The organism is Clostridium sp. C8-1-8 (assembly GCF_009928445.1).
Classification (GTDB): Bacteria; Bacillota; Clostridia; order Clostridiales; family Clostridiaceae; genus Clostridium_AR.
In genome coordinates this window covers 1-16,673 of sequence record NZ_JAABNO010000004.1, presented here as the reverse complement: position 1 = coordinate 16,673, position 16,673 = coordinate 1, and the positions used below count along the sequence as shown (strand labels likewise).

Genomic DNA, 16,673 nt, shown 5'->3' with positions numbered 1-16,673 from the left:
CCTTATTTTTCTCTAGATATTAAATAGTAAGGTATTGCTAATATTATTGCTCCACCTACGATATTGCCTAGTGTTACAAATGTTAAATTGTGAACAAAACCACCTATTGTTATTGCTGCCTGATGAGGAATAAACAAACCTATTGATAATAAAGTCATGTTTGCTATACTGTGTTCAAAACCTGCTGTTATAAATACGAATAGACACCAGAAGATCATAACAAGCTTTCCTATCTCTTCCTTCATCTTAAAGGTACACCATACTGCAAGACAAACTAATATATTACACAAGATACCTCTAACAAAAAGTTCTTGATTTGATAAATGCATTTTTGTGTTTGTAGCACTTAATATGAACTTTCCAACTGGTCCTGAAGCTAGTCCAGTAGCATAGAATAACCAAGCTCCAAAGATTGAACCTACAAGATTTCCTATAAAGCTTACTATCCAAACTAAAATAACATCTAACCATGAAACGGTTTTCTTTAAAGCACCAATTGTCATAACAAAATTATTACCTGTAAATAATTCCGAACCTGCAAAAACAACTAAAGAAAGTGCAACTCCAAAGGATGCTCCCATTGCTACTTTAGTAAATGGTGAGCTAGCTGCTGATAGTAGTCCACCTACTGTAAAAATAAGCATGATTCCTAGTCCCACATATAAACCTGCAAAAGCTGACGATAACAAATATCCAACCTTATTATTTTTTAATAAATCACTTTTTCCTTTTGCCGCCTGGGCAACTTTGTTAATTTCTTCACTAAACATACTAAACCCCTCCTATTTGTCTTTAGTATACTTAAAAAAATAAAACAAGACTGTGATAAAAATCACAGTCTTTAACTTTTTTTATTAATAAGTTTTATCTAATAATATAAATTATTGTTTTTCGTGTCTTTAGGATGATAAATACCTTCACACCTTGTTTTGCTTCCCAGTCAAACTCTTTTTCTCTATCGGGCAACTTTATTATTTATAGCCTATAAAGCCCAAGATCATCAGGATTTTTACTGTCCTCAATTTTGTTGGTAAAAAAACTATTTAGTTATCAACATCTGTCGTAACGGTATAATAACACTCCAAATCACTTGTCTTTTCTCCATGGTTAATTGAGTCTGAACCCTCTAACGCTCTTTCATTAGCTTCTACTTTTATTGAAATATTGTATCCACTTTATTGTCTTTTAGTTTTAATTATACAAAAAATCCTTACACCAATATACTAGTAAAAGCTTTAGAAACTGTTAACTTATCAATATTAACAGTGGTTGCTGCTTAACCATTAACTTTTGTTACAGTAAAGTTTCTATTTTGGCTTATTGTACTTCCATCATTTCCTATTGAATCTATCCTTATATTGTGATTCCCTGGATTTATAGAGTTTATATCTAAATTATAATCAAAACCACTCTTCTCTCCATTTTCATACTGAGGAAAGGCATTCTTTACATCTGGTCTTGAGCCACCAATATTTGCATTACCTATAAAGTTTCCATCTATATATACCTTTACCTGTTTTACTCCACCTTTGTGTAAAGACCATCCGTATACTTTTAAACTACCGTTTAGGTTTTGGCCTTCAGTTGGTGCATCAATGTTAATTTTTGGAGTTAAGTCTTGTACTATAAAGTTTCTATTTTGACTTACCATACTTCCGTCATTTCCTATAGAATCTATCCTTATATTGTGATTCCCTGGATTTATAGAGTTTATATCTAAATTATAATCAAAACCACTCTTCTCTCCATTATCATACTGAGGAAAGGCATTCTTTACATCTGGTCTTGAGCCACCAATGCTTGCATTACCTATAAAGTTTCCGTCTATATATACCTTTACCTGGTTTACTCCGCCTTTGTGTAAAGACCATCCATATACTTTTAAACTACCGTTTAGGTTTTGGCCTTCAGTTGGTGCATCAATGTTAATTTTTGGAGTTAAGTCTTGTACTATAATGTTTCTACTTTGACTTATCATACTTCCGTCATTTCCTATTGAATCTATCTTTATATTGTGATTTCCTGGCTTTATAGAGTTTATATCCAAATTATAATCAAAGCCACTCTTCTCTCCATTTTCATACTGAGGGAAGGCATTCTTTACATCTGGTCTTGATCCACCAGTATTTGCATTGCCTACAAAGTTTCCATCTATATATACCTTAACCTGGTTTACTCCACCCTTGTGTAAAGACCATCCATATACTCTTAAACTACTGTTTAGGGTTTGGCCTTCAGTTGGTGCATCAATATTCATTCTTGTTAAGTCTTGTACTATAAAGTTTCTATTTTGGCTTATTGTACTTCCGTCATTTCCTATTGAATCTATCCTTATATTGTGATTCCCTGACTTTATAGCGTTTATATCTAAATTATAATCAAAACCACTGTTCTCTCCATTATTATACTGTGGAAAGGCATTCTTCACATCTGGTCTTGATCCCCCAGTATTTGCATTGCCTACAAAGTTTCCGTCTATATATACCTTAACCTGGTTTACTCCACCTTTGTGTAAAGACCATCCGTATACTCTTAAACTACTGTTTAGGTTTTGACCTTCAGTTGGTGCATCAATGTTTATTTTTGGAATTAAATCTTGTACTAAATTGATTTTAAAAGCTTCTATTCTCTTACCCTCACCAGTGGTTCCTGCCAACTGTCCATCCATTACAGGATCCATCCATCCTTTATCCTGTACATGTACTTGATATTGTATATGGTAGCCTGCTGGTGCATTTTCTAGTTGCATTCTCATAGCTTCTATTCTTAATCCACGTCCCATAGTACCTGCGTCTGCCCCATCATATACATAATCCATCCAGCCTATGTCTTGAACATGTACCTGATACTTTATTCTAGCTCCTTGTGGCAATCCACCTCTATTAATATTTATAGCTTCAACTCTAAGACTTTGCCCTATTGTTCCAGAAATTTGTCCTTCTGATACGTAATTCTGCCATCCTATTCCTTCCACATGAGCCCTATAGCTTATTGGACCCGTCATTACATCGGTAACCTTTTTACTCTTCAATATATTTAAGAAAGCATTGGTTACCTTTTGAGAAAATGCTCTGTTTATGATATCTTGACTACTACTTGGCCAAGGTAGCTCTACTAAAGCAGCCTTTGCCCCTATAGACTGTGCCCAAGAAGAAAAATATCCTTGTCCATTTAATTCGCACTTATGGGAAAATCCAAATTCTCTATCAAAATATCCACTGATTTCACTATTTCCTATGGTTGTATTTTCCCATCCATGAGTGTCCACTACTATCATTTCGTTAGACTGACTCTTAATACCGCTTACTAAATTAGCTAAAGATTTAGCTTCTGATGGTATTAAGCTAGTATTTCCTGTTTTATTTCTTGGATTGGTTAATACCCTAAAACCATCTGGAAAGTCTCTATTTATATCTATTCCTTCTTTTATAGTTGTTCTTCCTGGCCCGTTATTGGTCGTACCTTCTATAAGCCCATCAGGGTTAGCACAAGGTACTATATATACAGACCAACCATCTAACCCTCCATTTGTAGCCGAGTAACCAGCTACATTAGATACGAGATTTGCTGCTATCTTAACTAATTCTAGACCATCAGAGTCCCAAGCATCTTCGAAACCATGAATAGCAAATACTGCTACTATAGCATTTTTACCATTTCCTACTCTATATACATTAAGACTTCTTCCTTCACCACTAATCCCATATTGACTTACCTGTACACCTTGTGCTGATATGGTTGGCAAAACTATAGGGGAAGCTTTAGAAAGTGTATTAACAAATACTTTCTCCTGACTTCCAATAGTTCCAAGCGCTGCATAGGATGAGTATTGTCCTGTATAAGTATTTTGAGCCGTATTAGATATTCCTATATGCTGCTGAGATTTTATATCTGAAAGACTTCCTCTATCTGCTATATTATTTCTATCAGTATATCCACTTTTTCTTCCTGCCTTAGTGTTATACTCAACATGATACAAACTATCGTTCCACTCCAGAACAATAACAAACTCACTATTTTTTACGGAATCAGTAGATACATAAGTACCTTGATTGCCTGGACTAGAGTATATTGGTGTATCTACCTTAGCACTACCTAGAAATCCTTTTTTTCTTCCAATAAGAAGACTAGCTTGAACATAGCCTCTCTTAGTTCCTAAACTACTACTACATTCAATATAAACATAACCATTTTGAGTTTTATTAAATACAGTGATATCTTCTCCTTTATCTACTGCACCTATGGAAACATAATTAGTTCCTGGTCCAGAATAGATATTCGAATCACTTGTTAATCCATCACTGTAGCCAGTATAAGATATATTTCCTAGCCTTGAGAACACATCTTCTTTATCTTTAACACTATCAAGCGGAACGAAACCTCTTTCCGGCCCACTTGGTGTACTGTATTCAATGTACAGCCAGCCTCTTTCCACTCCCAAACCAGTAACAGCCTCATTGGTATCTACACTTCCTATATTAACATAGTTTACTGTATCTGGACCTGTATATACAGCAGTTCCTTTATGTATCTGTACTTTGACAGGTGTACCAATAGTTGAGTATAGTGGAACTTTACTTACAACCTTAAGCTTTGGCTTAGGCTTCTTATCACTTATTTCTTTTAGTATGGCAGCATTGTTTTCCTTTGAACTTTCATCAAGTTGATTTAAAAGCTTTAAGGCTAATTCATTGCTTAACTTGCCACTTTCAAGTTCTTCAAAAACCTTAGAGTTTAATATAATTAGCTCACTAGCTTCATTAGTTAGCTTGTAGCTTTCTTCAGTAGTAAATTTACTTTTTAATAAAGTATCAGTTTTGTCATCATAATATACAAAACCGTTATCCTTGCTAAGTATTATCCTTTTATTATTGTTGATTAGTTTATCTAAAAGCTTAGAAAAGATATCTGATTTTAATAAATCTACAGTACTCCTCTCATCTGCTTTTAAGTAGCCTTTTTCATTAACTAAGTATTTCTTGCTTGAAATATAATTAATTAAGTTAAGTACAAACTGCCTATCTTTTTCTGGTATCCATATACCGTTCTCCTCCGGCAGGTTATTAAGGTAAGCTGATAGCTTGTCCTTCTCTAGAGAAGCAACCTCAGAAAAAAGTCCTGCTATAGCTACCTCAAACTTTCCTTTCTTTATTTCAGTACTAGAAGGTTGCTTGCTGTTTTCCTCTTTATTAGTTAAGTTAGGTTCTTCCTTAACTTGCTGCTTTTGTTCCTCAGCTTTAGAGCTAGTATCAGAAATATTAACCTTATCAGCTTTATTTTCAGTAACATCATCAACATAAGTTACTATCTCTTGCTGATCTGCTCTTTCTCTTATCATATATATACCTGGCTGTTTTACAAAGAAACTTATTTTCTTAGCGCTTACTGCAAGCTTCACATTTTCTTGCTCTGTAAGTAATCCTTTATCATCCATAGCATATATAGTGAGTTTATTTTCATCTATTTTTCTGTCATTATCATAATAATAACTTAAGGTTAGCTCCCTATTGATAACCTCTGTGTTATCCTTATTAATAACAATCAAATCTTCCACACCATAAAGATCCTTAGAAACAGCCTTAAAGCTATTCTTTTCAAACTCTTGCTCAGACTGCTCTTTTAGTCTTTGTAAAAGCTTATTATACTCCTCATTATTTAACTTAACTTCATTAGTTTTATCAGTAATAGCATCACTTTTCTTTTGCTCATTGGTATTGACATTCTGTTGCTTTAAAAGTTCAACCTTTGGTACTTCCTTTTTTTTCTCCTGATTTAAAGGAACCTTAAGGTTATTTAAAGGATATTTAGCCCCATTCTCATCTATAAGAGCTACCTTATACTCATATTCCTTATCTGCGGCTATATCTTTGTCTAAGAATAAATTTCCTTCTGCTTTTTCTACTATAGTCTTATAATTCTCCTCACCAACAGCTCTTCTCGAAATCGTGTAGAACTTTAAGGCCTCTACCTTGTCCCACTGCAATTCTATACTGTTAGACTCTCTTTTCCAATTCAAATTAACCTGCAAGTTACCATTATCTAGCTTACTTTTTGAAGCTTTTAGATCTTGTACTACTACAAGCTTAGTAACAATCTTATCCTTATAAGAAGCTGTCAATGTAGCCATACCAGTACTTGCAGCTACTAGCTTTTTATCTTCTATGGTGAAAACCTTTGTATTACTAGACTCATATTTAACATCATCTTTTAGTTCTATAGTTCTTTCTTTGTAAACGCCATAGGTCTTTAAGTCTATCTTGTTCCCTACATAGATATCCTTTGAAGCTAGTTCTACTTTTAATCCTTCTAAATAACTACCTTCAACTGCTAAACCTGTTTCTGATGCGGATATAAAAGTAAAAATCATGACCAGAAACACAATTAAAAAGTTCTTCAAAAATCCATTAAATTTTTTCATAAAATCTCCTTTGCAAAATTAAAATATTTAATACTCCCCCCCCCTTATACCATTTGTAAGTATAATTTTATCAAAAAAGTCGTCTTATTTACAAGTTATTTTTGCGCATATTCCTTTTTGAGCGCATGTGAAGAAATTCTGGTAGGCGCTATAATTTTTCTTTTTTATTCTTTATGTCATGTATGCATCAAACCATATAAGCATATTTATATAATGCTTTATATAAAGTATGCTTTTATAAATAAAGAATAAAAAAGAATCCTTGAGTCTTCAAGGATTCTTATCTACCAGAGGTACACTAGCTTTCAGTATAAGTTGAAATTGTATCTTGAGTTACGTTTATTGCATTATTAACAGCATCTAAAGATCTTTGAATCTTTTGTCTGTTTTGATCTTTTTCTACTGTGTTTAAAGCATCTTGAAGATGTTGTTTGCAATGGTTTAACTCATCAAATGTAGTTTGAACGTTTTGTTTTGCGTTTGCCATCACTAATCCCTCCTTTTAAATTATTAGACTAAAGAAATATAAAAATATATTTCAGGTCCTTTTGCAACAAAATTATTATGTGTAAAGAACACATAAAAAATTCGCCAAAAAGAATATACCTAATGATTTTTTTACACATCTGAAGTTTGAAAGTGATGTATCTTTATGCTGAAGTCTGATAAAATAGTTGTATATGTTTTTTAAGAAGGGATTTATATGTCAAAACTCAATACTGAAAATATAAGTGATTTAGAGATATTTTTTGGTCTTAATAACGATACCTTAGAAAAGCTCTGTAATCTCGGAACCATAAAGGAATATAAAAAAAATTCTCAAGTGTTTTTAGATAAAGATACTATAAATAATATATTTATTGTCCTCAGCGGAAAATTTTCTTTATATAAATTAAGTGAGAACGCTCAAAAGAAAATAATATTTATACTTGGAGAAGGAAAAATACTAAATGAAGTAATATTAGATGACCTTCCGGCTTCAATCTACTGTGAAACCTTTGAAGATGGTAATCTTCTTGTATATGATAAAAAGGCTTTTATTGAACTTATGAAGGAAGACTTTGACCTTACTAGAAATGTTCTCAATTCCTTAGCAATAAAAGTAAGAAGACTTTATAGGCAGATGAAAAATACAACGCCTATAAAAATAGAGAAAAAGATCGCCGCAAAACTTTGGAAACTATCCAAGGACTACGGTGTTCCTCATCCTTTAGGGACTTTAATAGATCTTAATGTGTCTGTAACTTACCTTGCAGATATGTTTGGAAGTCAAAGAGAAACTGTTTCTCGAGCCTTAAAAAAGCTTACACAACTAGAGTTGATGTTACTTGAAAATAAAAAGATTATTATCCCAAACAGAGATAGACTTTCAAGATATTTTAAAGATATAGAATGAAAAGCCACGCTATAAACTTTATTTTAGAGAGAGTTCAAGGGGTTATGAAGCAATTTCCATCTAACACTGATCATTAATACAAAAAAATCGCTAAAGTCTTTTAGCGATTTTTTTTGTATCTGAAAATATTATTCCAAACATCACTGATCTGTAAACAACTATAAATTCTTACAAATCTCTTCTGCAAACTCAGTGGTTGTAGCACTACCGCCTAAATCTGTAGTAAGTACCTTTCCATCTATAAACACCTTTGAAAGAGCATTTTCAATCTTCACTGCATGATCATACTCACCGATATGCTTAAGCATCATTATAGCAGATTGGATTAATGCAGTAGGGTTTGCTTTATTTTGGCCTGCTATGTCGGGTGCACTTCCATGTACCGCTTCAAAAACAGCATAATCTTTTCCTATGTTAGCCCCAGGTATTATTCCAAGACCTCCAACAAGACCAGCACATAAATCCGATAATATATCTCCATATAAGTTTGGCATCACCATAACATCATATTTTTGAGGATTTATAACTAGATTCATAGCTGCAGCATCTACAATTAAATCGTTAAATTTGATTTCTTTATTTTCTTCTGCCACTTCTCTTGCAGTATTCAAGAATAATCCATCAGAAAGCTTCATTATATTAGCTTTGTGCACAGCAGTAACCGTCGATCTTTGGTTATTTTTTGCGTATTCAAAAGCAAATTCCACTATTCTCTTAGATGCTGGTTTCGTTATAAGCTTTATGCTTTCAGCAGCATAGTCCCCAATTTTATGTTCAATGCCAGCGTAAAGATCTTCTGTGTTTTCTCTCACTATGACTAAGTCTACATCAGAATATCTTGACTCTATTCCCTTAAAGCTCTTAACCGGTCTAAGGTTTATATAAAGATCAAGATTTTGTCTTAAAGTTACATTTACGCTCTTAAAGCCTTTACCAATAGGAGTGGTTATTGGCCCCTTTATAGCTATCTTGTTTCTCTTTATCGCTTCTATTACATTATCCGGAAGCGGGGTGCCATACTTTTCTATCTGAGCTTCCCCTGCTTCAACCTCTTCCCATTCTATGTCTACGCCAGATGCCTTTAACACCATCTTCATGGCTTCACTTACTTCAGGTCCTATTCCATCTCCAGGTATTAAAGTTATTTTATGCATTGGCGCTACCTTCTTTCATTAAATCTTTAGTGTAATTAAGTTTTCCACCAGCTAAAAGTATCTCAATCTCTCTTTGTGATAAGTCAGCTATTACCTTAAAGCTAGTTCCCTTAGTTATATTTTCAACTGTAAGCTCCCCAGTATAGATATCTCCCTCAATATTGTTTATTGTCAAATCATCTAAAAGTTCAACAGTTTCATAATCAGCTTCATTTTTAAAAGTAAGAGGAAGTATTCCGCTATTTATTAAGTTTGCCTTATGAATTCTTGCAAAACTCTTAACAATTACCGCCTTAACTCCTAAGTATAATGGTGCTAAAGCAGCATGCTCTCTGCTTGAACCCTGTCCGTAGTTGTTTCCTCCAACTATAAATCCACCGTTATATGCCTTAGCTCTTGCTGGGAATTCAGTATCTACTGTATTAAAACAGAAATCTGCAAGGTAAGGTACATTTGATCTATATGGTAAAAGTTTTGAGTTTGATGGCATTATATGATCTGTTGTTATGTTGTCCGTTACCTTTAGCAAAGTCTTTCCATCTAAAGTATTTGTTAGTGGCACACCATTTGGGAATGGCTTTATGTTTGGTCCTCTTACAACCTCAACCTCACAAGAAGCTTCAGCTGGTTTTAGTATCATAGAATCATCTAATATAAATCTTTCAGGAAGTTCTACAGTTAAATCAACTTCAAATTCTGTTGGATCTGTTAATACTCCAGTTATTGCACTGACTGCAGCAGTTTCAGGACTAACTAGATAAACCTTAGCAGTTAAAGTTCCACTCCTTCCATAGAAATTTCTATTGAAGGTTCTAAGAGAAATCCCTTCTGTTCCAGGCGCTTGCCCCATTCCTATACATGGTCCACAAGAGTTTTCAAGTATTCTTGCTCCAGCACTGATTATATCTCCTAAAGCTCCATTACGTGATATCATCTCCATAACTTGCCTTGAACCTGGAGCTATAACTAAGGATACCTCTGGATGAACCTTGTTACCTTTAAGTATCTTAGCCACCTTCATAAGATCTTCGTAAGAAGAGTTAGTACAGCTTCCAATAGCTACTTGATCAACTTTAATCTTGCCAATTGTTCTTATTTCCTCTACGTTGTCAGGGCTATGCGGCTTTGCAGCTAAAGGTTCTAGCTTTTCCAAATCTACAGTTATCTCTTCATCATATACTGCATCTGCATCTGGAAGAAGTTCTTTCCATTCCGCTTCTCTACCTTGCGCTTTGAAGTACTCTAAAGTTCTTTCATCACTTGGAAATATAGAAGTAGTTGCACCAAGTTCTGCTCCCATATTAGTGATAGTAGCTCTTTGCGGTACTGATAGAGACTTAACACCTTCTCCAGCATATTCAAATACTCTTCCAACTCCACCTTTTACAGTAAGTCTTCTAAGAACCTCTAAGATTACATCCTTTGCCGAAACCATTGGAGAAAGCCTTCCAGTAAGATTAATCTTACATACCTTTGGAGCATTTATAAAATAAGCTCCGCCTCCCATAGCAACAGCTACATCAAGTCCACCTGCTCCGATAGCTATCATTCCAACGCCACCAGCAGTTGGAGTATGACTATCAGATCCTATCAAGGTATCTCCAGGAGTTGAGAATCTTTCTAAGAATACCTGATGGCATATGCCATTACCAGGCTTTGAAAATAGAACTCCATATTTAGCTGCTACAGTTTGTATATATCTATGATCATCTGCATTTTCAAACCCTTGTTGAAGCATATTGTGATCAACAAAAGCTACAGATCTTTTTGTCTTGACTCTATCTATTCCCATTGCCTCTAATTGAAGATACGTCATAGTTCCAGTAGAATCCTGTGTAAGAGTTTGATCTATTTTTATCCCTATAGGTTCCCCTTGTACAAGTTCTCCTTCAACTAAATGCTTTTCTAAAATCTTATATACTAAATTTAATCCCATCCTAGGCTCCCCCTTGTTTTAAGTATTACTTACTTGAAAAGTCCTTGTACAGCTGTACAAGTTCCTTATCAAAAAGACTTCTCTTAAGCTTCACCGATAGCTCTCTAACCATAGCAAGTAGCTCATCAGCTTCTTTTGGAGAAAGCTCTATATCATATTCCTTAAATTTATTAACTATTGCTGCCTTTCCTGAATGCTTGCCTATAACTATTTGTCTTTCTAATCCTACATCAGAAGGTTGGAACACTTCATAATTTAAAGGATTTTTTATGGCACCATCAGCATGTATACCTGATTCATGTGCAAACATGTTAGAACCAACAATAGCCTTCCAAGCAGGAATCTCTCTTCCAGAAGCCTTAGCAACATATTCGGATACTTCCTTGAACATCTTTGTATCCACAGTTACATCATATCCATATACATGCTTTAATGCCATTAATACTTCTTCTAATGCCGCATTACCAGCTCTTTCACCTAAGCCGTTTACTGTAACGCCTAAATGAGTTGCTCCACCAGCAAGTCCAGCTAACGCATTAGCAGTAGCCATACCAAAATCATTATGAGTATGCATTTCTATATCAAAGTTTGTATTATTACTTAAAAAACTTATATCTTCTAGTATCTTTGCTGGATGCATTATACCTACAGTATCACAGTATCTAAACCTATTAGCTCCAGCTTTCTTTGCTTCGTTTATGAACTGAACAAGGAAATCTCTATCAGCTCTTGAGGAATCCTCCCCACTTACAGAAACGTAAAGTCCATTTTTCTTTCCGAACTCTACTGCTTTAATCATGTTTTCAAGGACCCATTCTCTTGAAGTCTGAAGTTTATGCTGTATGTGTATGTCAGAAACAGAGATAGATATGGCTATTGCATCCACGCCACAGTCAATTGATTGCTCAATATCACTTATAACAGCCCTATTCCAAGCCATTATACTTGATTTTAAGTTTTTCTTTGCTATTGCCTTTATAGCTTCTTTTTCGTCTCCTCCCATAGTTGGAATACCAACCTCAAGCTGATCCACCCCAAGATCGCTTAACATTTCAGCTATGGACACTTTTTCATGATTTGCAAATACAACTCCTGCGGTTTGTTCACCATCTCTCAAAGTTGTATCCACTACATAGATTTTTTTACCTGTTCCTTTTTCAAAAACAGCCATTTTAGTAACCCCCTTTAATTATTGCATGACAAATTATCTCATTCTCTCATACATATTTTGTAATCTTTTGTAATTTTGACTTATAATCTATTACGTATAGTTATATACAAATTTTATTATAAATCATTCTATCATACTTTTTTTAAGAATACTATACCAATTATGATAAATTAAGAAAAAATAGCTATTTTCTTTTTTATTCTTTATACTATAATTGCATTTAGCCATCAAAAGCGTATTTACGCACATTTTTTTCTTGCATAAAAATATATAAAAAAAGAAGCTCTAACCCTAAAGTTAAAGCCTCTTTTCAATATTCATCGCAAGCGTAAAGTATTTAATTGCCTCTCTCACTTCACCAATTTCATGGTACATATTTGCCATCTCAATGTATCTGGTATATCTTTGAGAATGGTTTCCGAACTTAACCAATGAATCTATAGAGAGATTCATGTACATCTCTGATTGCTCATAGAGTCCTTTTTTCTGGAAAACAGAAGCCTTTAAATAATATGATCTCTCTATAAGTCTCACATTGTCGCAGCCTATTGCTATGTTTAGCGCCTCTGAGGCTATTTCATCTGCAATTTCTAGTTCTCCATTTTCTATGTATATGGCAACAGCCTTGTTTAATAACTCACAAAAATAGTCATTTCTTTCTCTCGGAAACATATCCATTGCTTCCTTTACTTCTTTTATACCCTTTTCTCTTTCGTTGTGCTTAAAATAACACTCTCCATAAAATAACTTTGCTTTTGCTAATTCCCTTTGATCTTCTTTAAGATAAACCAAAGCTTTAGCTCTAGTATCCTGACCATCAATTTCACCAAATCTTATTAATAGCCCTGCGTATAAGCTTAATACTTTACCCTTTATGATAACATCATCTATTTTTCCAAGACTATCAATATACTTTTTTAGCAAGTCATAGGCTAAATCATCCTGCTTTAACTTTAAGTAACAGCGAGCCTCAGAATATATGATATCTGCAATATATTCCTGACTGATATCATTAGAGCTTATTCTTAGTTTGCTATAATAAGCTAAGGCTTCATTAAATTCCTTGTTATTGAAGAAATATCTAGCCATATCTCTATAAAATGTAACAGTTTTGTCTCCTAGCTTTTGAGATATATCATAGTATTCATTCATCATACCTTGTATATCATTATACTTAAGCTCGTCCAAATAATAAATAAACAGAAGATGCATAAATTCAAAAGCTAAATCATTATAACCATAATGTATAGCGTAACTTATACTCAACTTTAAATCTTCCTCATAGTCATAATCCTTACTTCTCTTCTTAAAAGCTTCAAGATTATTTTCAAGTTGATCTTTAACATCCTCATTTAAGTAACTTACATCTAAATCTAGCTTTTGCGCAACAATCTCTATGATCCAAGGCTCTGCTTTTACTTTACCATTCTCAATACAGCTCATCTTAGAAATAGATATATTCTCATCGCACAACTCTTTTAATGTTATTCCCTTATATATTCTAGCTCTTTTTATCTTTTCTCCGGTTGATAAAATCTCCATTCCCCTCACCTATCAAAAAAAACTAATTTCTAATAACGCCAATTTTTTTAAAAATCCCTACACCTTCATCTAGGAATTTTGCTGCTTCGCTATCGTTTCTTTGATCTAAATAGAACTTTCCTACCATAACGGCAATTTCTCCAGCTTTTTTAAAGTTTTCGCTATCCTTTGAAACTTTAAAAGCATCTAACAACACAGCTTCTGCCTCCAAATAGCTTTCTTTTATTACTAGAACTCTAAACTTGATCAGCATAAACTCTATAATATCTGAGTAATTACTTGGATCTATACGTTCTTCAATTTCTTTCATAACCGCTGTACACTTTGAAATGTCTTTTAGCTTAATATAATTCTCACAGATATTAATAAGTGTCTCAGGTAATTTGCTGTCCTTATTTTTCTCTCTAAGTTCCTTAGCTATTTCATAATGCTTGAAAGACTCTTCTAAGTTTTCGAATTGATAGAATAATCTTCCTAAATTATTTTCAATATAGGATATATTCTCTAAATCTTCTAACCCTTTATACACTTCTAAGGTTTTCTTAGAGTACTTTATAGCATTAGTTAAGTCACCCTTGCTATTATATTCTTCTGATATTAACAACAAAGTTTTTGCATATTTTTTCTGGTCATATATTTGTTCAAACTTTTGCTTAGCTAAAAATGCATAATTCATTGAATTCTTGGCATCTTCTAACTTAAAGTATGTCTTTGAGATTGTAAAATATATCTCTCCTAGTAAAAAATCATCACCAATATTACGATCTATATATAGCTTTTCTGCTTGTTTCAGATATGATGTAGCTGAATGATACGCTTTTAACTCAAGTGTTATCTTTCCTAAATATAGAAAGGTTTTTACCATTTCCTCGTAGTTGTTGTTTTTTATAAAAATAACATTAGCTGAAAGGAAAAACTGTTGTGCAGACACATTCTCACCCTTAGCCATATAGATCTTAGCTCTTAAATATAGGTTCCTAGCTTTTCTATATTCTAAGTTGTATTTTTCCGCATAGTAAAGTGAATTTTCTATATACTTCTCTGCGGTTATTGTATCATTATCTAATATATAAGATTCTGCCACTTGTTCAAAATACGTACATATGTTTTCCGCTTGAGTTTCTTCTGATTCCATTAAATACTCTACAGAAGTTTTTAATGTTGCAGCTAAATATTCAAGTAAATCCATGGATGGATTTGATCTTCCAGACTCTACAAGACTTATCTGCCCAGGTGTGATTCTGTCACCAGCTAAATCCTTTAATGTCATATCTAATTCTTTTCTTCTTCTTTTTATCTTTTCTCCTAATGAAAGAATCTCCATACGCACTCTTCCTTTTTCCTTAATTATGTAATTTTTTTATAAATTAAAATTATAATTTATTATATCATAAATATATACTATTAGAACTGTTAAACTAACAAATTTCTTTTATTTTTTATTAAATTCCCTATTTTATACAAAGTTTTTGTAAGATTTTATACTTTTAATTTTATTTTTGGGTTAATTACTGGAAATACTTCACTTTTAATACCATAATTTTCATATGTTATTTATAAAAAACCTACTAAATTTAACTTTATTGGTTATATATTTTTGTATATACATTATCTAAATGCTTTTATCATAAATATTAGCAATAAATGTATTTATAACTTTAACAACATAAAAATACTCGAGGAAAATCCTCGAGTATTTTTACTTAAATATGTTCATCATCCCATCAGCTCTATCTTCAGCAAGATTCATAACCATTCTTCCTGCTCTCTTTAAAGATTTTTGAGTTTTTCTATCTAGCTGAGGCAAGATCATCATGCCAAATGCTGCTCCGACTATTGCTCCAGTAGTTACACCACTCATAAATTTTCCCATAATCCAGCACCTCTTTTTATTAAATTTTCATTTATAGATTATGCATTTTTCAACAAATTATTTGCTCCAATATATTCCTATGGAGATACTGCTTTTCCACAAAAACATAGACTCTTCTCCATTATATATTATTGAGTGTCTTTTTGTGGTGTGCTTCTTTTCGCTTAAGCCTTATTGAAGTGATCTAAGTAAACTTTTTTAGCATAACTTATAATCTCTCCTTGTCTTCCTTCTGGAAGAGCATCTATTATATCTTTAATTGATTCAGGTACTTGAATCTTAGATTTATTACTATTTATAGAAGCCTTAGTGTTATCCTCACCATCTATAATAATATTCTCTGAGTGCTTAGGAGCTAAACTCTCAATTTCACTTTTTATAGTTTCATTTGATACCTTTAATGTATTACTGCTTAGCCATCTAGATACAACTTTCTCCGATGCTATGCCTAATTTTTCTTTACATTTTTCGTCTACAAGCTCATTAAAGAAATCACCAGTATGACTATCAACCTTTACAAATATTAATTCAAGGCCCTTACTCATAATATCGTTCATTCTAGCATGATATTGCTTAGATGAATCATCCTTTCTTTCCCAAAAACCAGTAGCATGATAGCATATTCCAGCATAATCATGGAAAAGAACCATTCTTTTCTCACCAATACTAAGAGCATACTCTGCAGCTTTTACAGCAGCCTCAAGCTCTCCAGCAATTTGCCTTATATTCTTTTCGGAGTTACTCTTTCCAACACCACTATCAATATATTCCACCACATTGTCACGAACAGCTACTACCCCGTAAGCATATTCTTCAGTACTTATGCTATAGCTTCCATCAACATAAGCATGCAAACAATCCATTGGGTATTCATGCTCACCTTTTTTTAATATATTTCCTTGTTCATTTAAGAACTTCCTAGCTTCTTCTAAGCTTTCAAAACTCTTGTATTTCGCTCCCTTTACGCCCTTAACAAGCTTCAAACACTGATCCCAGGTATTTACTATTATATTTTCCACCTTTTCATTCTTAGAAAAATCGAAACCTTCTTTTATTGCATATACTTTTTTACCCATATCTAACCTCGCTATATTTTTCTAGATGTACCACTTCGTATTAATACTGAGCTGAAATTAAGTGGTCATGAAGGAGATGCTATATGAGCGAGCAATTAGAATTAAAT

11 protein-coding genes are annotated in these 16,673 nt (G+C 33.2%); 1 reads left to right on the top strand and 10 read right to left on the bottom strand.

What is annotated here, in order from left to right; genetic code table 11:
- Positions 1-2 precede the first annotated feature (2 nt).
- The 3 genes from GXK57_RS05590 to GXK57_RS05580 all read right to left on the bottom strand — a co-directional run bounded on the left by GXK57_RS05590 (position 3) and on the right by GXK57_RS05580 (position 6,905).
- Positions 3-770, bottom strand: coding sequence for a formate/nitrite transporter family protein (locus GXK57_RS05590; protein WP_160672745.1), 768 nt, complete (start codon positions 768-770; stop codon positions 3-5).
- A gap of 506 nt (positions 771-1,276) precedes the next feature.
- On the bottom strand, positions 1,277-6,418 hold the full coding sequence (locus GXK57_RS05585; protein ID WP_160672742.1) for an Ig-like domain-containing protein: 5,142 nt from the start codon (positions 6,416-6,418) through the stop codon (positions 1,277-1,279).
- 298 nt (positions 6,419-6,716) lie between these two features.
- The gene (locus GXK57_RS05580; protein ID WP_202127681.1) at positions 6,717-6,905 is read right to left on the bottom strand and encodes an EscE/YscE/SsaE family type III secretion system needle protein co-chaperone; all 189 of its coding nucleotides are present in this window, start codon (positions 6,903-6,905) and stop codon (positions 6,717-6,719) included.
- A gap of 216 nt (positions 6,906-7,121) precedes the next feature.
- Here GXK57_RS05580 and GXK57_RS05575 point away from each other — a divergent pair, with 216 nt between their 5' ends.
- Complete coding sequence (locus GXK57_RS05575) at positions 7,122-7,814, top strand: Crp/Fnr family transcriptional regulator (protein WP_160672736.1); 693 nt, start codon at positions 7,122-7,124, stop codon at positions 7,812-7,814.
- 158 nt (positions 7,815-7,972) lie between these two features.
- Here GXK57_RS05575 and GXK57_RS05570 read toward each other — a convergent pair whose 3' ends face one another.
- From GXK57_RS05570 to GXK57_RS05540, 7 genes are all read right to left on the bottom strand, one after another.
- Complete coding sequence (locus GXK57_RS05570) at positions 7,973-8,968, bottom strand: isocitrate dehydrogenase (NAD(+)) (RefSeq protein ID WP_160672733.1); 996 nt, start codon at positions 8,966-8,968, stop codon at positions 7,973-7,975.
- Complete coding sequence (locus GXK57_RS05565) at positions 8,961-10,904, bottom strand: aconitate hydratase (protein ID WP_160672730.1); 1,944 nt, start codon at positions 10,902-10,904, stop codon at positions 8,961-8,963. The genes GXK57_RS05570 and GXK57_RS05565 overlap by 8 nt, the downstream gene beginning before the upstream one ends.
- Positions 10,905-10,929: 25 nt before the next feature.
- On the bottom strand, positions 10,930-12,075 hold the full coding sequence (nifV, locus tag GXK57_RS05560; protein ID WP_160672727.1) for a homocitrate synthase: 1,146 nt from the start codon (positions 12,073-12,075) through the stop codon (positions 10,930-10,932).
- A 297-nt stretch (positions 12,076-12,372) separates the two neighbouring features.
- Positions 12,373-13,617, bottom strand: coding sequence for a helix-turn-helix transcriptional regulator (locus GXK57_RS05555; protein ID WP_160672724.1), 1,245 nt, complete (start codon positions 13,615-13,617; stop codon positions 12,373-12,375).
- A gap of 22 nt (positions 13,618-13,639) precedes the next feature.
- Complete coding sequence (locus tag GXK57_RS05550) at positions 13,640-14,941, bottom strand: helix-turn-helix domain-containing protein (RefSeq protein ID WP_128214891.1); 1,302 nt, start codon at positions 14,939-14,941, stop codon at positions 13,640-13,642.
- 375 nt (positions 14,942-15,316) lie between these two features.
- A complete protein-coding gene (locus tag GXK57_RS05545) occupies positions 15,317-15,490 on the bottom strand; it encodes a hypothetical protein (protein WP_160672722.1) in 174 nt (57 codons plus the stop codon).
- A 164-nt stretch (positions 15,491-15,654) separates the two neighbouring features.
- The gene (locus GXK57_RS05540; protein ID WP_160672720.1) at positions 15,655-16,566 is read right to left on the bottom strand and encodes a ribonuclease H family protein; all 912 of its coding nucleotides are present in this window, start codon (positions 16,564-16,566) and stop codon (positions 15,655-15,657) included.
- Positions 16,567-16,673 lie beyond the last annotated feature (107 nt).